At 69.3% G+C, this 18,512-nt stretch carries 16 protein-coding genes; 8 read left to right on the top strand and 8 right to left on the bottom strand.

Annotated features, from left to right (window positions below; genetic code table 11):
- Positions 1 to 103: 103 nt before the first annotated feature.
- Together BLT45_RS14085 and tkt are read left to right on the top strand one after the other, a co-directional pair.
- The gene (locus BLT45_RS14085) at positions 104 to 1,417 is read left to right on the top strand and encodes a dicarboxylate/amino acid:cation symporter (protein ID WP_093301210.1); all 1,314 of its coding nucleotides are present in this window, start codon (positions 104 to 106) and stop codon (positions 1,415 to 1,417) included.
- A 100-nt stretch (positions 1,418 to 1,517) separates the two neighbouring features.
- A complete protein-coding gene (gene tkt, locus BLT45_RS14080) occupies positions 1,518 to 3,515 on the top strand; it encodes a transketolase (RefSeq protein ID WP_093301207.1) in 1,998 nt (665 codons plus the stop codon).
- A 60-nt stretch (positions 3,516 to 3,575) separates the two neighbouring features.
- On the opposite strand, the gene BLT45_RS14075 is transcribed toward tkt, so the two are convergent.
- Entirely contained in the window at positions 3,576 to 5,519 is a 1,944-nt protein-coding gene (locus BLT45_RS14075; protein ID WP_093301204.1) for an acetyl-CoA hydrolase/transferase C-terminal domain-containing protein, read from the bottom strand.
- A 111-nt stretch (positions 5,520 to 5,630) separates the two neighbouring features.
- Here BLT45_RS14075 and BLT45_RS14070 point away from each other — a divergent pair, with 111 nt between their 5' ends.
- Genes BLT45_RS14070 through BLT45_RS14060 form a run of 3 tightly spaced genes read left to right on the top strand, consistent with a single transcriptional unit; the run spans position 5,631 to position 8,189 of the window.
- Entirely contained in the window at positions 5,631 to 5,999 is a 369-nt protein-coding gene (locus BLT45_RS14070; protein WP_093301201.1) for a BlaI/MecI/CopY family transcriptional regulator, read from the top strand.
- A complete protein-coding gene (locus BLT45_RS14065) occupies positions 5,989 to 7,668 on the top strand; it encodes a TonB family protein (RefSeq protein WP_093301198.1) in 1,680 nt (559 codons plus the stop codon). The genes BLT45_RS14070 and BLT45_RS14065 overlap by 11 nt, the downstream gene beginning before the upstream one ends.
- Positions 7,668 to 8,189 (top strand): energy transducer TonB, encoded by a 522-nt coding sequence (locus BLT45_RS14060; RefSeq protein ID WP_093301195.1) that lies wholly within the window; start codon positions 7,668 to 7,670, stop codon positions 8,187 to 8,189. The genes BLT45_RS14065 and BLT45_RS14060 overlap by 1 nt, the downstream gene beginning before the upstream one ends.
- Positions 8,190 to 8,192: 3 nt before the next feature.
- Here BLT45_RS14060 and BLT45_RS14055 read toward each other — a convergent pair whose 3' ends face one another.
- From BLT45_RS14055 to BLT45_RS14025, 7 genes are read right to left on the bottom strand one after another with little or no spacing between them, the layout of a single operon-like run.
- Positions 8,193 to 8,753, bottom strand: a complete 561-nt coding sequence (locus tag BLT45_RS14055; RefSeq protein ID WP_093301192.1) for a flavin reductase family protein — start codon at positions 8,751 to 8,753, stop codon at positions 8,193 to 8,195.
- Positions 8,754 to 8,793: 40 nt separating this feature from the next.
- Positions 8,794 to 9,411: a molybdenum ABC transporter ATP-binding protein gene (locus BLT45_RS14050; protein WP_093301189.1), complete on the bottom strand. Its 618-nt coding sequence runs from the start codon at positions 9,409 to 9,411 to the stop codon at positions 8,794 to 8,796.
- A complete protein-coding gene (gene modB / locus BLT45_RS14045) occupies positions 9,411 to 10,112 on the bottom strand; it encodes a molybdate ABC transporter permease subunit (protein WP_093301186.1) in 702 nt (233 codons plus the stop codon). The genes BLT45_RS14050 and modB overlap by 1 nt, the downstream gene beginning before the upstream one ends.
- Positions 10,113 to 10,119: 7 nt before the next feature.
- Positions 10,120 to 10,905, bottom strand: a complete 786-nt coding sequence (gene modA, locus BLT45_RS14040) for a molybdate ABC transporter substrate-binding protein (protein WP_093301183.1) — start codon at positions 10,903 to 10,905, stop codon at positions 10,120 to 10,122.
- 26 nt (positions 10,906 to 10,931) lie between these two features.
- Positions 10,932 to 11,426: a hypothetical protein gene (locus BLT45_RS14035; protein WP_093301180.1), complete on the bottom strand. Its 495-nt coding sequence runs from the start codon at positions 11,424 to 11,426 to the stop codon at positions 10,932 to 10,934.
- A gap of 20 nt (positions 11,427 to 11,446) precedes the next feature.
- Positions 11,447 to 12,262, bottom strand: a complete 816-nt coding sequence (locus tag BLT45_RS14030; RefSeq protein ID WP_093301177.1) for a S1/P1 nuclease — start codon at positions 12,260 to 12,262, stop codon at positions 11,447 to 11,449.
- A 57-nt stretch (positions 12,263 to 12,319) separates the two neighbouring features.
- Entirely contained in the window at positions 12,320 to 12,940 is a 621-nt protein-coding gene (locus tag BLT45_RS14025) for an OmpW/AlkL family protein (protein ID WP_093301174.1), read from the bottom strand.
- Between the two features lie 163 nt (positions 12,941 to 13,103).
- Between BLT45_RS14025 and gap the strand changes: the two genes are divergently transcribed.
- From gap to BLT45_RS14010, 3 genes are all read left to right on the top strand, one after another.
- Positions 13,104 to 14,108: a type I glyceraldehyde-3-phosphate dehydrogenase gene (gap, locus tag BLT45_RS14020; RefSeq protein WP_093301172.1), complete on the top strand. Its 1,005-nt coding sequence runs from the start codon at positions 13,104 to 13,106 to the stop codon at positions 14,106 to 14,108.
- Positions 14,109 to 14,353: 245 nt separating this feature from the next.
- Complete coding sequence (locus BLT45_RS14015; RefSeq protein WP_093302119.1) at positions 14,354 to 17,104, top strand: DUF2339 domain-containing protein; 2,751 nt, start codon at positions 14,354 to 14,356, stop codon at positions 17,102 to 17,104.
- Entirely contained in the window at positions 17,101 to 18,468 is a 1,368-nt protein-coding gene (locus tag BLT45_RS14010; RefSeq protein ID WP_093301170.1) for a DUF3999 family protein, read from the top strand. The genes BLT45_RS14015 and BLT45_RS14010 overlap by 4 nt, the downstream gene beginning before the upstream one ends.
- Positions 18,469 to 18,512 lie beyond the last annotated feature (44 nt).

Here is an 18,512-nt window from a genome sequence, read left to right as displayed (position 1 = left end):
GCGACGATGCCATCGCCGCAGGTCGGGCCCCGCACGTCGCGTATCGACGGGCGACATGGGCCGGTTTGCTAAGCTCCCGCCTTTGCCTTTGCAGGACCCGCCGATGACCGACGCCGTGCCCGCCACCCGCGCCAAGCTGCCTCTGCACTGGAAGATGGCCATCGGCTTCGGCATCGGCCTGATCGTCGGGCTCATCGTGCACGCCACCGGCCAGGGCGACGCGGGCTGGGTGCAGGACGTCACGAAGTACGTCACCACGCCCTTCAGCAAGATCTTCCTCAACCTGATCTTCATGCTGATCGTGCCGCTGCTGTTCTCCGCGCTGGTCTGCGGCATCGCCGAGATGGGTGATATCCGGGCGCTGGGTCGCATCGGCTGGAAGACGCTGGCCTACACCGTCCTGCTGTCGGCGGTGGCCGTGCTCCTCGGCCTGGTGCTGGTCAACCTGTTCAAGCCCGGCGTCGGCGTCGATCCCGCGCTGGCGCAGCAGCTGATCGCCGAGAACGCCGAACGAACGAAGGAGATCGTCGCCAGCGTCGGCAGCCAGCCGACCGGCATGGACATGCTGCTGTCGATCGTGCCGGACAACGTGATCGGCGCCGCCTCGAGCAATGCCGCCATCCTGTCGCTGATGTTCTTCGCGGTGATGTTCGGCGTCGGCCTGGTGCTCACGCCATCGGAAAACACCGGCATCCTGAAGCGCGGCATCGAGGGCGTGTTCGAGATCTCGATGACGCTGATCGGCCTGGTGATCCGCCTGGCGCCGTATGCGGTCGCGTGCTTCATGTTCAACCTGGCCGCGATCTTCGGCTTCGACCTGCTGGTGCGGCTGGGCCAGTACGTGTTCGTGGTGGTGCTGGCGCTCGCGTTGCACCTGCTGGTCAGCTATTCGGTCGCCTTGAAAATGGCCGGCTACTCGCCGCTGAAGTTCTTCCGTGGGGCGCAGGAAGCGATGGTGATGGCGTTCTCCACCGCGTCGAGCAACGCGACACTGCCCACCGCGCTGCGCGTGGCCGACGAGAAGCTCGGCCTGCCGCGCACCGTGTCGCGCTTCGTGCTGACCGTGGGTGCCACCGCCAACCAGAACGGCACGGCGCTGTTCGAGGGCGTGACGGTGATCTTCCTGGCCCAGTTCTTCGGCGTGGACCTGTCGCTGGGCCAGCAGTTCATGGTGATGCTGGTGTGCATCCTGGGCGGCATCGGCACGGCCGGCGTGCCGTCCGGCTCGCTGCCGGTGGTCGCGCTGATCTGCGCGATGGTGGGCGTGAACCCCATCGGTATCGGCCTGATCCTGGGCGTAAACCACTTCCTCGACATGTGCCGGACCACGCTGAATGTCACCGGAGACCTGACCCTGGCCTCGCTGGTGGCCAAGGGCGAACGCACCGACGTGAACGTGCCGGGCCAGCCGGGCTAGCACCCCGAAAAGCACGCCGCAACCGCGACAGGGCGGGCGGGGGGTGGGACAATGGGCGGCCCGCAGCCCGCCGGGCGCCGCCCCCTCTGTTCCGACTCCCATGACGACGCCCACCCGCCGCCAGCTCGCCAACGCCATCCGTTTCCTCGCCGCCGACGCGGTGCAGGCCGCCAATTCCGGCCATCCCGGCATGCCCATGGGCATGGCCGACATCGCCGAAGTGCTGTGGAACGACTACTACCGCCACAGCCCGTCGAACCCGCACTGGTTCAACCGCGACCGCTTCATCCTGTCCAACGGCCACGGTTCGATGCTGCAGTACGCGTTGCTGCACCTGGCCGGCTACGACCTGCCGCTGCAGGAACTGAAGAACTTCCGCCAGCTGCACAGCAAGACCGCCGGCCATCCGGAACGCCACGAGACCCCGGGCGTGGAGACCACGACCGGCCCGCTCGGCCAGGGCTTCGCCAACGCGGTCGGTTTCGCGCTGGCCGAGAAGCTGTTGGCGCAGCGCTTCAACCGCGAAGGTCACGACCTCATCGATCACCGCACCTTCGTGTTCATGGGCGACGGCTGCCTGATGGAAGGCGTCTCGCACGAGGCCGCGTCGCTCGCCGGCACCTGGGGCCTGGGCAAGCTGGTGTGCTTCTGGGACGACAACAAGATCTCCATCGATGGCAACACCGACGGCTGGTTCACCGACGACACCCCGGCGCGCTTCGAGGCCTACGGCTGGCAGGTGGTCCGCAACGTCAACGGCCATGATCCGGTCGAGATCAAGACCGCCATCGACACTGCCCTGAAGACCGCCGACAAGCCGACCCTGATCTGCTGCCGCACCACGATCGGCTTCGGTTCGCCGAACAAGGCGGGCAAGGAATCCAGCCACGGCGCCCCGCTGGGCAAGGACGAACTGGAAGCCACGCGCGCCGCGCTGGAATGGCCGTACGGTCCGTTCGAGATCCCAGCCGACCTCTACGCCGGCTGGAACAAGGTCGAGGCCGGCAAGGCGATGGAAGCCGACTGGAACGTGCTTTTCGACGCCTATGCCGCGCAGTATCCCGAGCAGGCCGCCGAACTGAAGCGTCGTGCCTCCGGCGACTTGCCCGCCGACTTCGTCGCACAGGCCGATGCCTACATCGCCAAGGTGCAGGCCGAAGGCCCGGTGATCGCCTCGCGCAAGGCCTCGCAGAACGCCATCGAAGCCTTCGCGCCGTTGCTGCCGGAACTGGTCGGTGGTTCGGCCGACCTGGCGCATTCCAACCTCACGCTGTGGAAGGCCAGCAAGTCGGTCTCCACCACCGATCCGAACGCGAACTACGTGTACTACGGCGTGCGCGAGTTCGGCATGACCGCGATCGCGAATGGTCTGGCGCTGCACGGCGGCTTCGTGCCGTTCGACGCGACCTTCCTGGTGTTCAGCGACTATGCGCGCAACGGCGTGCGCATGAGCGCGCTGATTCCGGCGCACGCCATCCACGTGTACACGCACGACTCCATCGGCCTGGGCGAGGACGGCCCGACCCACCAGCCGGTCGAGCACCTCGCCTCGCTGCGCTACATCCCGAACAACGACGTGTGGCGCCCTTGCGACGCAGTGGAGTCGGCGGTGGCGTGGAAGCAGGCCATCGTCCGCCAGGACGGCCCGAGCTGCCTGGTGTTCTCGCGCCAGAACCTGCCGCACCAGCCGCGCTCGAACGCGCAGGTGGGCGACATCGCGCGCGGCGGTTACGTGCTGGCCGATGCCGACGGCACGCCGGACGTGATCCTGATCGCCACCGGCTCGGAAGTCGGCCTGGCCACGCAGGCCAAGGCCACGCTGGACGCGCAGGGGCTGAAGACGCGCGTGGTGTCGATGCCGTCGACCGACGTATTCGACCGCCAGGACGCCGCCTACCGCGAATCCGTGCTGCCCAAGGCCGTGCGCAAGCGCGTCGCCGTCGAAGCGGCGATCGCGGACTTCTGGCGCAAGTACGTGGGCCTGGACGGTGCCGTCATCGGCATGACCACGTTCGGCGCCTCCGCGCCGGCCGATGCGCTGTACAAGCACTTCGGCATCACCACCGAGGCGGTGGTCGAGGCCGCGAAGTCGCTCTGAGCACTCGTTCCACGAGGACGAAAAAAGCCGGGCATGCCCGGCTTTTTTCTTGCCCGGCGTTTACCGGGTCTCGCGCAAGCCGAGCGACAGCAGTTTCGCCTCGAGGCGTTCGCCCAGCGTCGCCGGCGCCGACAGCGCCATGCGGGTCATCGCGTCGCCATCGTCCACCGTCGCGACGAGGGCCTTGGCCACGGTGGAGAGCTTCTTCCACGGCGTGGCGGTGTTCGCCTTCAGCCAACCCAGCGCCTTGACGATGCGCTGTTCCACCTCGGTGAAGTCGCTGCCCAGCGGATAGTCCGGTAGCTTGCCATCGCGGCGGAATGCGCGCAGCCGCGCCGACAGGTGCACGGGCGTGTTGTCGATCCAGTGGCCCGGTGCGTGGAAGCCGTCGCGCAGCTTGCCTTCGCGCTGCGCCCGTTCCACCAGCGCCTGCTGGAAACGCGCATCGGTGATGCCGCCCATCGCGATGACGCAGTCCTCGTCGTTCTTCCCGCGCAGATCGGCAATGCCGTACTCGTTTACGTACAGGTCGCGCAGGTGGCGGGGAATGGTGGTGTGGCCGTAGTTCCAGCGCACGTTGGAGGCGACCTTGCCCGCGTCGTCGCGCACGGCGCGGAACATCAGCGCGCTGCGCGCGTTGTCCAGCGCGTTGGACATGTCGACGAAGTTGTACTGGCCGCCGACGCCGGAAACGACGCGGCCGTCCTCGAGCCCGTCGGACACCGCCGCGCCCAGCGCGGTGGCCATCATGCAGGAGTTGAAGAAGCGCGCGTCGTGGCGTTGCAGTCGTGCCAGTGGTTCGTGATCGCGCTGGAGCTCGTTGATCAGGCTGATCCGGCGCATGCCGATGGCGCGGCGCTGATCGTCCGGCAACTCGCGCAGCCATTGGTAGAACGCCGGCGAGCCCAGATAGAACGCGCCGTGCAGGTATTCGCCGTCGCGTTCGAGCCGGGCTTGGTCGCCGAGGTTGGCGGAGCCGTCGGCGATCCGCCGCATCAGTGCTTCATCGTCCACCACCTTGCGCCGGATCACGCCGGTCTCGACCAGCCGCTTGAAGCCTTCGTTGACCATCTCGCTGCACCCGTACAGACCGATGGCGAACGGGTCCAGGCCACCGCTCGCGAGCACGGCCGGGTGCTGCTCCAGCGTGGGGTCGAGGGCCGACAGGATGCGCCGGTAGGTCGCATTGTCGGTATGGCGCAGGACCAGCGCATGGCACAGCGCATCGGCGAGCGCGCCGATGCCGATCTGCAGGGTGCCGCCATCGCGCACCAGCGCGCTGGCGTACAGGCCGATCGCGTATTCGGCATCCGATACCGGCTGGCGCGGCAGGCCGAACAGGTGCGGGTACGGGCCCGGTGGGGCGATCACGATATCGAAGTACGCCTCGTCCATCGCCGCGGTGCCGCCGATCCACGGCAGCTGCGGGTCGATTTCCGCCACCAGCAGCGGGCGCGCCAACCCGCGCGCGACGATGGCGTCGACGGCGTCCTGGGTGAGGTCGTTGTTGCAGGAGAACGACAGGCGCGTGCCGCCGGGCTCGCGCGCGACCTTCTGCACGATGACGTTGAGCGCGCGGTCGGCGAGCGCCCGGGCGACATGCGTGTAATTGAGGCTGGCGTACAGCCGCTGCGCGGTCGTCGAGCGCAGCAGCGCGCCGCCCTGCATGTAGAACTCCTCCACTTCCATGTGTGCGGGCAGCGCGTCGCGCTTCATCGCCTGCACGTAGTCCAGGCGCGGGAAGTCGTCGCCGAAGTGGCGGGTGGCGAACGGCTTCACGAAGCGCCCTTCCAGCCCCTGTCCGCCCGATGGCGGGTCCAGCGAAAGCGCGGTGTACAGCGACCACGGCCGCGACGGATCGCGCGCGCCCCGCGCGTACAACGCATTGAGGAGCCGGTGCGGCTTGCCGATGCCGAGCGGCGCGCCGATGCGCAGCGGCCCGTAGGTGTGGGCCAGGATCAGGTCGACGGCTTCGTCGAGATCGGTCAGATGGCGAGGGGTCATGGTGCGCAGCTTAGGCGACCGGAGGTGATCCGCCGACGAACGCGTATCGGACAGGGCTTGACAGGGAGTCCGTTTACGGGCGTAATCAATAAAAATTACGGATGTAAACGCATGTCGATCAGCGAAGCGGAAGCCGTGGTGATGGACGTGCTGTGGCAGCGCCATCCCGCCAGCGCGGAAGACGTGGTCGCGGCCCTGGCGGGTCGGGCCGAATGGGCCGAGCCGACCGTGAAGACCCTGCTCAATCGCCTGCTCAACAAGGGCGCGATCCGCGCGCAGAAGGAGGGGCGTCGTTATCTCTACTCGCCGGTGCTGGCGCGTGAGGCCTGGCTGGCCGAGCAGAGCACCGGCTTGGTGGACCGGGTGTTCGGTGGGCGCGTGGCGCCGCTGGTCGCGCACTTCAGCGAGCAACGCAAGCTTTCGCCGGCCGACATCGCCGACCTGAAGCGCCTGATCGCGGAGCTCGACGATGGCGAATGACCTGCTGGTGTCATTACTGGAAGCGACGACCGCCAGCACGCTGGCGATCCTGCTGGTCATGGCGCTGCGCATTCCGCTGCGTCGCCACTTCGGTGCCACCGCGGCGCACGCGCTGTGGGTCAGCGTGCCGATGGCCTGCGTGGCGATCCTGCTGCCGGCCCGCCAGGCCGAGACGCACTGGGCGCTGCCGCAGGTCGCCGTGCTGCAGCCGACGTCGGCTGCCGTGATCGAAGCGAACGTGTCGTGGTCCGTGCTGCCGGCGTGGCTGCTTGCGCTGTGGGGCACGGGTGTCGTCTTCATGGTCGTGCGGTTGGCCGTGCAACAGCGGCGCTTCCTCCGTGCCGTGGGACCGGTGACGGAGGCAACGCCGGGCGTGATGCGCGCGAGCGCAAGCGCCGGTCTACCGGCGGCTTACGGGGTGCTGCGGCCCCGGATCCTGCTGCCGGCGGACTTCGATCATCGCTACACGGACGCCGAACGTGCGCTGGTGCTGTGCCACGAACGCCTGCACATCCGTCGCGGCGACCTGCTCGGCAATCTGGCCGCCGCGCTGCTGCGCAGCCTGTTCTGGTTCAACCCGCTGATGCACCTGGCGTCGCGACTGCATCGCCTGGACCAGGAGTTCGCCTGCGATGCCGCCGTCATCGCGCGTCATCCCGGCGAACGCCGCCGCTATGGCGAAGCGATGCTGAAGGCGCATCTGGCCGGCATCCCGCTGCCCGTGGGCTGCCATTGGACGCACCACCACCCGCTCAAGGAGAGGATCGCCATGCTGAAGCACCCTTTGCGCAGTCGCACCCGCCGGTTCGCGGCGGCCACCCTGGTCATGCTGACGGTCGCGGGCTCCGCTATCGCCGCCTGGGCCGCGCAACCCGCCGCGCAGGCGCAGGCGGCACACGATTTCCACTACCGCATCGGCGCGACGCTCGAGGTCGACGGCGAGCGCCAGGACGTCGCCTTGCGCGATTGGCCGGGCCGCAAGGTGGGTTTCGCGTCGACGACGAAGGCCGGGCGCGCCTGGCGGATCGAACTGACCGTCGATCCGGCGGAGCAGCGCGGCCAGGTGAAACTCAGCGGCGACATCAGCGTGGACGGCAAGCCCGTCTCCAAGCCGATCCTGATCGGCGCGCTGGACCAGGCGATGCGCATCGAGGTGACGCCGCCGGATGGCAGTTCGACGTTCGCGCTGTCGATGGTCGTCAGCCAGCACGATGGCGCGCCCGGGCCGGACGCGGCGAGCGTGCCGAAGCAGCCCGCGCCGGCATATCCGGAGGACGCGAAGGCGCACGGCCAGAGCGGCCTGGTGGTGCTGAAGTTGCGGGTGGGCCCGGATGGCCGCGTCCGCGAGGCGATCGTGGAATCGTCCGAACCCGCCGGCCTGTTCGACGAGGCCTCGCTCGCGGCGGCCCGGCAATGGACCTTCGAGCCGCCGACGGAGAACGGCGTGCGCGGCGAAGGCTGGGTACGCGTGCCGATCCGCTACGACGTCAAGGGCGATCCGGACGGCAGCGGCGAAGGATCGCCGGATACCGATCCGCGTACGGCGTGGAGCACGCTCGACATCACGCAGTCGACCTCGCTCAGGACGCTGGATTGCGATGAGATGAAGGTCGATGGAGACGACCCACGCAAGGTGTCCTGCGGGCAGCGCATCGCCAAGAGTCAGTGATGCGATTCCTCGCCTGCGCCATGGCGATGTACCTGGCCAGCGGCTGCGCGCATCGCATCGACAGCATCGATCAACGCTTGTTGATGCCCGAAGCGGCGGGTCGGTACGACATGGCGGCCCACCAAGCCTTCGTCTACCCGGTGCCCATCGATACGGCCGGCCCCGCATTTCCTTCGGCGGGCATGCCGCGCGAACTGCCGGCGTTCACGCTGTGCGTGGCCTTCGTGGTGGATGACACGGGCAAGGCGACGGAGGTCGCGCCACTGAGGCAGCCAGGCTGCGCGGATGGCGCCGCGCAACCGCTGTTGCGCGACGCGGCGCTCGCCGCGGTGGCCGGATGGTCATTCGAGCCCGCGATGTTCTGCGACTATCCGGACGCCGTGAGCCGCGATCGTGACTGGAACGGCTACGGGTGCGCCGGCGAACGCGTCCAGGCGCGCATCGTGCCGGTGTCCCTAGCCTATGCGTTCACCTTCGAGATCCGCGAGGGCCGGCAGCGCGTGGCCACCGCCAAGCGCTGATGCCTATTGCTCCAGCATGTCCGGCCGGAACAGGCGGCGTCGGGACACCTCGCGGCCGGCGACCATGAAGCGGCCGTCGCCCCGGTAGTGCACCGTGCGGGGCACGCGCGGCGAGGGCGCGATGTGGGCCGCCACGACGCGCCACACGAACAGCGGGTAGTCGGCGGTGATCCGGGTTTCGTGCAGCCGGCATTCGAACTGCGCGTGGCATTCGGCGATGCGCGGCGCATCCACCTCGCGCGCGGGCAGGGCGCTGAGATCGAAGCGCTCGAACTTGTCCTGTTCCGTGCTGCTGCAGTTGCCGATGCGCACGACGGTATCCAGCAGGTCTTCGGTCGGCAGGTTGATGACGCACTGGCGGCTGGCACGGGCCAGTGCGTGGCTCCGGTTGGCCTGCCAGATATAGGTGCCCACCAGGTCGTAGCCCAGCATCATGTGCCAGCCCAGCGTCATGATCGCGCGTTCGCCGCGGTGCGCCGTGCTGAGCAGGACCACGGGGCCCGGTTCCAGGTAGCGGCGCGTCTGCTCCACGGGCAGTGACTTCCAGCGTTTCGGTGGCTTCATGCGGACGGCTCCGATGGCGTCGCCGCAGGATACGGGCGCGTCAGTCGAGGGTATGTGTGGAGTCGGCCACCCGGCGCACTTCGTCCGGATGGTGACTGACATAGACGATGGGCAGGCGGATCTCGTCGCGCACGCGCTGCAGGTACGGGATCAGTTCCTCTCGACGCGCTTGGTCCAGCGACGACAGCGGCTCGTCGAACAGCAGCAGCGACGGTTGCGCCAGCAGGGCGCGGCCGATCGCCACGCGTTGCGCTTCGCCGCCGGAGAGGTTGCGCGTGCGGCGGCCGAGCAGCGGCCCGATGCCGAGCAGCTCCACGACCGCGTCGAAACCGAAGCGCGGCGCCCCGCGTCCGCCATGGCGTCCGTAAAGCAGGTTGCGGCGCACGTCCAGGTGCGGGAACAGCCGCGCATCCTGGAAGACGTAGCCGATGCGGCGCTGGTGCACGGGCACATCGATACGGCGCGCGCTGTCGAACAGGCAGTGGCCGTCGACGTCGATGCGGCCGGCGACCGGCGTCACCAGTCCGGCGATGGCGTTGAGGACGGATGTCTTGCCTGCGCCCGAGGGCCCCACCAGCGCGATTACGCGGGCGTCGTCGTCGATCCGCACATGGCGGTGGAAGTGGCCGCGCCGCAGTTCGATGTCCAGGTGCAGCATCAGACGTCCTCGTCCTGGCGCGTGTAGTGGCGGCGCACCAGCCATTCGGAGAACAGCAGCGCGGCCAGCGAGATCGCCACGGCCACCGCGGCCAGCCGCCAGATGCCGGCTTCGCCGCCGGGCACCTGCATCAGGCCGTAGATCGCGGACGACAGCGTCTGCGTCTCGCCGGGGATGTTGGACACGAAGGTGATCGTGGCGCCGAACTCGCCGAGCGCCTTGGCGAAGGCGAGCAAACTGCCGGCGACCAGTCCGGGCCATGCGAGCGGCAGCGTGACGGTAAAGAACACGCGCCAAGGGCCCGCCCCCAGCGTTGAGGCGGCTTGTTCCAGACGACGATCGGTGGCTTCGAGCGACAGGCGGATCGCGCGCACCATCAGCGGGAATCCCATCACCGCGCAGGCCAGCGCGGCGCCGGTCCAGCGGAACGCGAACACGATGCCTAGGTGCTCCTTCAGGAAACCGCCCACGCTGCCCTGCGCGCCCAGCGTGACCAGCAGCGCATACCCCATCACCACCGGCGGCAGCACCAGCGGCAGGTGCACCACGGCGTCCAGCAGCGCTTTGCCGGGGAAGCGCGTGCGTGCCAGCAGCCAGCCGACGAGCACGCCGAACGGCAGGCTGGCCAGCGCCGCCACCAGCGCCACCTTCAGGCTGAGGCGGATGGCGGTGAGTTCTTCCGGCGAGAACGCGTCGAACACGTGCGGGTCAGTTCTTTACCGCGAAGCCACGGCGCTGGAAGATCGCATCGGCGGCGGGCGACGCCAGCCATTGCACGAACGCCGTGGCCTGTGGGGAGCGCGGTCCACGCAGCGCCGCCACGGGATAGACGATGGGTGGATGGGTGTCTTCGGCGAAGGTGGCCACCACGCGCACCGCCGGCTCCGCCTTCGCGTCGGAGGCGTACACGATGCCCAGCGGAGTCTCGCCGCGTGCCACCAGCATCAGCGCCGCGCGCACGCTCTCCGATTCGGCGAGCCGTGCCTTGACGCCGTTCCACAGCGACAGCGATTCCAGCGACGCCTTGGCGTACTTGCCGGCCGGCACGGTCTGCGTCTGGCCGACCGCCAGGCGGCCGTCGCCGAGTGCGGCGAGGAAGGTCGCGGGCCGCTTCAGGTCGACGCGCGCCTTGCTCGCCTTCGGTGCGACGAGCACCAACTGGTTGCCCAGCAGCGAGCGGCGGGTGGCGACGTCGAGCTTGTCGCGCTGCTGCAGGTAGTCCATCCACTCGAGGTCGGCGGAGAAGAACACGTCGGCCGGCGCACCCTGTTCGATCTGGCGCGCCAGCGCCGAGCTCGCGGCATACGAGACGCGCACCGGCACGCCGGTCTGCTTCTGGTAGGCCGCGGCAGCCTCATCCAGCGATTCCTTCAGGCTGGCGGCGGCGAAGACGGTGAGGCCGGTATTGTCCTGCGCCCGTGCGACGCCCGGCACCAGCAGCGATGCGAGCAGCACGAGGACGGCGAACGGCGAGCGGAGCGGAGACAGGTTCATGCAGGCACTCCTTGGGGGAAGGGACACTACTCGATGACGAACGTCTTGATCTGGCGTGCGCTGCGCGCCGGCCGGCTGTCGCCGGGGACGAGCAGGCGTGCGGGCCCCTCGCGGGCGTCCAGCGGTTGGCCGTTGCAGCGGTCGGCCACGTACACCGCCTGCTTGCCGAGCGAGCGATCCAGTTCGCCCAGCGAGAACACCACGCGATAGCCGTCGCTCGACATCACGTCCACCCGGCGCGCAAGGTGCGCGCCGCGCAGCGGTTCCGCAGGCATCGCGCCGGCGCGCCGCAGCAGGTCCACCAGGGCGACGCCCTCGCAGCGCAGCGGCGTACCGTGCACGTCGATGCTGACATCGTGGCGCGGCAGGCCATCGATCAGCGCCGGGCTCCATGCCAGTTCCATGCGGTCAGGCACCGGTGAGGCGGGCGCATGCGCCGCATGCGATTGCGCGAAGGCCGATGCGAGCGGCACGCCCAAACAGCACAGGATCAGCGCGGACGTACGGAACCGATGCCTCATGGGATGCTCCCGTGGGTGGATCAGTGGGTATCGAGTGCCTGGTTCAACACCGCGGCCAGGGCCACGCCACCGGCGCGCAGCTGGCGCTCCACGATGGGCAGGTGCTGGTCCACGTAACTCTGCGCCAGCTTGGTGCGGCGCGGGTAGAAGTCGGGTCGGGTCACGACGCGGCACGACCGCTCGGCCCAGTCCGCCGAGGGTGGCGGCAGCATGACCGCGCCGAGTTTCGGGCGCGGCAGCGCACGCAGCCGGCGCAGGTAGTCGGCTTCGCTGCGTCCGGTGGACAGCAGCATGCGGCTGTCCCACAGCGTGTGCAGGTTGGTGCCGCGTTCGTTGAAGTTGATCTGCACGTCGTTGCCGCCCTTGTCGCGGCCGTAACCGGCGTGCAGCGGCTGGTGCACATCGCCGACGAAGTGGACGACGAATTTCAACGCCTGCAGCCGTTCGGTGCGCGTGCGACCCGGGTCGGCCAGGATTGCGGCCTGCGTCCTGATCGCTTCCACCACGCAGTTGCCGCCGGGGCAGTCGCGCACCTGTTCGTAGGCGCAATCGTGTTCGCCGATGTTGACGAAGTGCCAGCGCGCGGTCTTCTTGCCGAGCACGGGATCGCTGTCGCGCAGATCGTCCGCCCAGCTGGCGATGCCGGCCAGGGTGGGGTCCGGTTCGCCTTTCAGCAGCGCTTCGGCCTGGCGTCGCGCCGCCGGCGTCAGGTCGTCCCACGCGAGCTGCGCGACCAGGCGATGGCCCATCGGGCCCCACGCCCACGCGGGTGCGGACACGAGGACGCCGGCGAGGAAGACGACGAGGGTGGCGGCAAGAAGAAGGGGACGGACCATGCCGGTACTTTAACCGACACGGGCCGTCCCCATTGCGCGTTGCGTGCTGAGCGTGGCTCAGAACTTCACTACATAAGCCACGCCGTACACCAGCGGGTCGATGTTCGCGGTGCCCAGCTTGGCGCCGTCGACCTTGACGTCGGTATCGATGTCGATCCAGCGGGCGTCCACGCGCACCGCGCCACGCTCGCTGACCTTGATGTCCATGCCGACGTGCGCGGCCAGGCCCCACGAGTCATCGAGCTTCAGCTTGGTGCCTTCCAGCGCGCCTTTCGTGTCCTCGCTGAAGAACGTGGTGTAGTTCAGGCCGGCGCCGAGGAACGGCGAGACCTTGCCCTTGCTGTTGAAGTGGTACTGCAGCGAGACGGTCGGCGGCAGGTGCTTGGTGCTGCCCACGGTGCCGACGCCGTCGACGGCGATATCGTGCTTGAAGGGCAGCGCGGCCAGCACTTCCAGGCCCAGGTTGTCGCGCAGGAAGTACTCGAAGGTGATGGTCGGCTTGACGTCGCTGTCGATGTCCAGCGGCAGCGTGCCGCCTGCCAGCGTGCCGTTGTCGGACTTCGGGTTCACCTGGTGCGCGCCGACGCCCAGGGTCCAGTCGCCCTTGGACTGGGCGAAGGCGGGCACGGCGGCGCCGAGGGCGAGGGCGATGGCAATCGGGATCAGGGTCTTCTTCATGGTGGTGACGCTCGTTGGAATGTGGGGCCAGTCTCCGCCCGCGTATCCGGCGCCGCCTTGATCCTGATCAATGCCCGCCACGGCGTGCGGGCGGGGTGGCCTGATAGAATGACGGCCCCCGTCAACCCCGCCGCGCCGGGCGCGGCCGCAGGAGTCCTGAGCAATGTCGATCAAGGTGGGTATCAACGGCTTCGGCCGCATCGGACGCAACGTGCTGCGTTCCGCCGTGCAGAACTTCGGCAACGACATCGAGATCGTCGCCATCAACGATCTGCTGGAACCGGACTACCTGGCGTACATGCTGCAGTACGACTCCGTGCACGGCCGCTTCGACGGCGACGTGAAGGTCGAAGGCGGCGCGCTGTTCGTCAACGGCAAGAAGATCCGCCTCACCCAGGAGCGCGACCCGGCCAACCTGAAGTGGGACGAAGTCGGCGCCGACGTCGTCATCGAGTCCACCGGTCTGTTCCTCGACAAGGCCACGGCGCAGAAGCACCTCGATGCCGGCGCGAAGAAGGTCATCCTGTCGGCGCCTTCGAAGGACGACACGCCGATGTTCGTCTACGGCGTGAACGACAAGACCTACAACGGCGAGGCGATCATCTCCAACGCCTCGTGCACGACCAACTGCCTGGCGCCGATCGCCAAGGTGCTGCACGACAAGTGGGGCATCAAGCGCGGCCTGATGACCACCGTGCACGCGGCGACCGCGACGCAGAAGACCGTCGACGGCCCGAGCAACAAGGACTGGCGCGGCGGCCGCGGCATCCTCGAGAACATCATCCCGTCCAGCACCGGCGCGGCGAAGGCCGTCGGCGTGGTGATCCCCTCGCTCAACAAGAAGCTCACCGGCATGTCGTTCCGCGTGCCGACCAGCGACGTGTCCGTGGTCGACCTGACCGCCGAGCTGGAGAACCCGGCCACGTACGAAGAGATCAAGGCCGAGATGAAGGCGCAGAGCCAGGGCGCGCTGAAGGGCATCCTCGGCTACACCGAAGACAAGGTGGTCGCCACCGACTTCCGCGGCGACACCCGCACCTCGATCTTCGACGCCGAGGCCGGCATCGCGCTGGACCCCACCTTCGTCAAGCTGGTGGCCTGGTACGACAACGAGTGGGGCTACTCCAACAAGTGCCTGGAAATGGTCCGCGTCGTCGCCGGCAAGTAAGCCGAAGCGCGGCCCGGGCGGCGGCCGCATGACCCGATACGGGCGCCTCCAGGGCGCCCGTATCGTTTCCGGGTATCGCCAGGTGATACCCGATGCGCCGTCCGCTACCACCCGCGGATCGGAATCTTGCAAATCCCCGGGCCATGCCCGAGGCTGCGGACGCGGCTGCATGGACGGCCGGAGGATGCGGCATTCCGCGTCCTTGCACCGGAAACACGCACAGGCGAGGTCGGGGAATGGATGACGTGGTCGGGTTGTTGGTCCTGGTGGGGCTGGCCGTACTGGCCATGCCCGTCCTGCTCATCATCGCGCTGGTGTCGGTCAGCGGCCTGAAGCGCCGGGTGACGACGCTGGAAGCGCAGATCGCGCAGTTGCGCGCGGCACGGGCCGCCGAAGCCGCGGCGCCACCCGCGAGCGTGGCGACGGCGACGCCCGCCGCGCCGCCGGTCGAGGAAGGCCCCACGCTGGCGGACCTGATGCGCGACGCCGCGCCCACGCCGCCGCCGCGCGCGACGCCCGCACCCGCCGCTGCGGCAGCGAGCCGCACGGCCGGTCCGCCGCCGATTCCTCCCGCGCCGGAGGCGCCGCGTCCGCCGCCGCAACCGCTGCCGCAACCGCTGCCGCCGCGCCCCGCGCCGCCTGCACGTCCCGCCACGCCTGGCCTGCTGGAAGTCGCCCTCCGCGCGGTGCAGCGCTGGTTCACCGTCGGCAATGTGCCGGTGAAGATCGGCGTGCTGGTGCTGTTCTCCGGCGTCGCCGCGCTGCTGAAGTACGGCGCCGACCAAGGCTGGTTCACCCTGCCGCCGGAGCTGCGCCTGGCCGGTGTCGCCGCCGCTGCCCTGGGTGCGCTGGTGTTCGCCTGGCGCAAGCGCGAGAGCAACCGCGTCTTCGCGCTCAGCCTGCAGGGCGGTGCCATCGGCGTGCTGCTGCTGGTGGTGTTCGCCGCCTTCAAGATCTTCGGTCTGATGCCGGTCGGCGCGGCCTTCGCGCTGAGCATCGCGCTCGTTGCAGGCGCGGGCATGCTGGCCGTGCTGCAGGATGCGAAGTCGCTGGCGGTGTTCGCGCTGCTGGCCGGTTTCCTCGCGCCGATCTGGCTGTCGACCGGCAGCGGCAACCACGTGGCGCTGTTCTCGTACTACGCGGTGCTCAACGCGGCCATCGTCGGGATCGCCTGGTACAAGTCCTGGCGCTTGCTCAACCTGCTCGGGTTCGCCTTCACCTTCGGCATCGGCACCGCGTGGGGCCTGTTCGACTACGCGCCGGAGAAGTACGGCACCACGCAGCCGTTCCTGGCGCTGTTCTTCGTCTTCTACCTGCTGATCCCGCTGCTGTTCGCGCGTCGCCAGCCGGCCAGCCGCCGCGACTTCATCGATGGCTGCCTGGTGTTCGGCATGCCGCTGGTGGCGTTCTCGCTGCAGGCCGGCCTGATGCAGGGCGGCACGTTCGAAGACAGCCGCCTGCCGTTGGCGTTCTGCGCGCTGGGGCTGGGCGTGCTGTACGCGGGGCTGGCAGGGCTGCTGCGTCGTCGCGACGGATACGACGTGCTCGCGCAGTCCTATGCGCTGCTCGCCGTGGGCTTCGCCACGCTGGCCGTGCCGCTGGCGTTGTCGGCGCAGGCCACCGCGTGCGTGTTCGCGCTCGAAGGCGCGGCGCTGGTGTGGCTGGGCCTGCGCCAGTCGCGCCTGCTGCCGCAGTTCACCGGCGCGGGCCTGCAGCTGGCCGCGGCATGTGCGTTCTTCATCGCGCGTGCCGATGCGTGGACGTCGGGCAATGCGTTCGACGTGCCGGGCGCGCCGATGTTCGCCAATGCGCCCTTCATGAGCGCGCTGCTGATCGCGATCGCCGGTTTTGCCAGCGCGTGGAGCTACCGCGGTCGGCAGGGCGCCCTCGCGGGCCTGTACTACCTGTGGGGCCTGGCCTGGTGGCTGGGCAACGGCACGCTGGAGATCAGCCGGTACCTGGGCCATCGGGACGAGCCCGACGCGATGCTCGCCTTCGTGGCGCTGAGCGGATGGCTGGCGGCCGAAGTGCATCGTCGTCGTCCTTCGGGTGGACTGGCTTGGACGACGCTGGCGGCCTTGGCCTCTGCGGTGCCGCTGGCGCTGTGGCAGGCCGATGTGCACCAGCAGCCCTTCGCAGGCAACGGCGCATGGGCCTGGCTGGCTTATGCGGTGCTGGGCGTGCGCAGTCTGCTGTGCCTGCGCGACAGCGAGCATCGCCTCGCCGGTGCGGCGCAGTTCGTGTGGTGGCTGGTGTGGCCGCTGGTGGCAAGCCTGCTGTTCGCATGGCTGCCCGACTGGCTGGAGGGCATGGGCCAGGGCTGGACGGCCGGTTTGATCGCGCTGCCGTGGCTGGTGGTCGTCGCCCTGGCGCTGTTCCGCTGGACCTGGCTGGCGGCACCGCTGGGCGAGCGTTTCGACGGCTGGCGCACGCCGCTGCTCGGCGTGCTGTTCTCCGTGCTCGCGCTGTGGTGGGTGGGTTCGCTGTTCGTCGCCGGCGATGCCACGCCGTTGCCGTGGATCCCGGTGGTGAATCCGCTGGAACTCGCGCAGCTCGCGGTGCTCGTCTTGCTGCTGCGCTGGTGGATGCCGGAAGACCGCAGCATGGCGCCCGCGCAGATCGTGCTGCTGTCCGCGGCGGCCTTCGTCTGGGTCACCTCGGTCGTGCTGCATGCCGTGCATCACTGGGGCGGCGTGCCGTGGGATGGCGCGCTGCTATCGGGCAGCCTCGCGCAGACCAGCCTGACGGTAGTGTGGAGCGTGTTGGGCGTGCTGGGCTGGGTGATCGGTTCACGTCGTGGCCAGCGCATGCTGTGGCTGGGTGGCGCCGTGCTCATGGGCGTGGTGTTGGTGAAATTGATGACGGTGGATCGCCAGCACCTGGGCAACCTGCTGGGCATCGGTTCGTTCATCGCCTACGGCCTGCTCTGCACGGTGGTGGGTTACCTGGCGCCGGCGCCGCCGCGTCGCGCCGACACGAAGGAGGCCACCGCATGAGGACGTTGCTGCTTGCTTTGGCATTGCTGACGGCCTCGCCTGCGGCGCTCGCGCAGGCGCCGACGAACGCCGCGTACGCGAAGCGTTGGCCGCTGGCCCTGTCGGCCGAACGCGCGGGCGCCTACCGCGTCGAGCTCGATCGCACCGTTTACGCCACCACCGCGTGGCCCGACCTGCGCGATGTCGACGTGCTGGATGCGCAAGGCAAGCCGGTCGCCGCCGCGTTGTTCGGTCCCGAACAACCCACGGCGCTGCCGGCGCGTCGCGTCGTGGTGCCGTGGTTCCCGCTGCCGGGTGCGGCTGCCGGCACGGTGGGGCCCTCGCGGGTATCGGCGCAGTTCGGCGACAACGGGCGCATCGTGCGGATCGACGCCGATGGCGGCGCGTCGGCCACCGTGGACGGCCATGGCCGGGCTTTCCTGGTGGACCTGAGCGGTATCCGCGACGATCCCGAGGCGCTGGAGATCAGCTGGGAGCCGGGTGCTTCGCGCGAAGCCGCCTTCCGCATCGAGGGCAGCCAGGACCTGCAAGCCTGGGATGTGCTGCAGGACCGCGTGACCCTGGTGGAACTGCAGCGGGGTGGACAGCGCCTCGTGCGCGCCGAAGCGCCGATCCGCGGCGGCTACCGCTATGTGCGCTTCGTGCCCCTGGATGCCGCCGACGCGCTGCCGATCCGCGAAGTGCGCGTGCGGCTGGACGCCGCGCGCATGCAGGAAACGGTGGCGTGGTCGGACCTGCGCGGCCGTCGCGTCAGCGAGCAGGGCGTCGACGGTTACGTTTACCAGAGCGACGGGCGTTATCCGGTCGCGCTCGCGGACCTGGCGATGGACGATTTCGCCGTGGGCGAATGGACGCTGGAAAGCCGCGATGCGGACGATGCGCCATGGCGGCTGCGCGCGGGCCCGTGGGTGGCGTATCGCGTGGATGGCGACCGCCCCAGTGCTTCGCCCGAGCAGCCGCTGTCGAGCGGGCCGGTGCGCGACCGCTACTGGCGGCTGCGCAGCCGGGGCCCCTTGCCCGAACAGTCCCCGACCCTGCGGGTGGGCTACCGGCCGGAGGTGATGGTGTTCCTGGCGCAGGGCACGCCGCCGTACGCCCTGGTGGCGGGCAGTGCGTCGGCGCGCCGTGCGGCCGTGCCGATGCCGGAACTGGTGGATGCGCTGCGCCGCGATCGCGGCCAGGACTGGCAACCTGCACCGGCCTATCTGTCGCCCGCCGCCGCCTTCGCCGGCGATGCGGCGCTGGTGCCGCCGCCGCCGCAGCGCGACTGGAAGGCCTGGTTGCTGTGGGGCCTGTTGCTGCTCGGTGCGGCCCTGGTCGTCGCCTTCGCCTTCAGCCTGTTGCGCAAGCGTCCCGCGGAGTAGATCGCCCGCGGGTTTGCGGCGTCGGTGCGCAGCCGGGACAATAG

Source organism: Pseudoxanthomonas sp. CF385 (assembly GCF_900104255.1).
GTDB lineage: Bacteria > Pseudomonadota > Gammaproteobacteria > Xanthomonadales > Xanthomonadaceae > Pseudoxanthomonas_A.
Note: the sequence above shows the minus strand (reverse complement) of the source record. Positions and strands in the feature narration are given on the sequence as shown.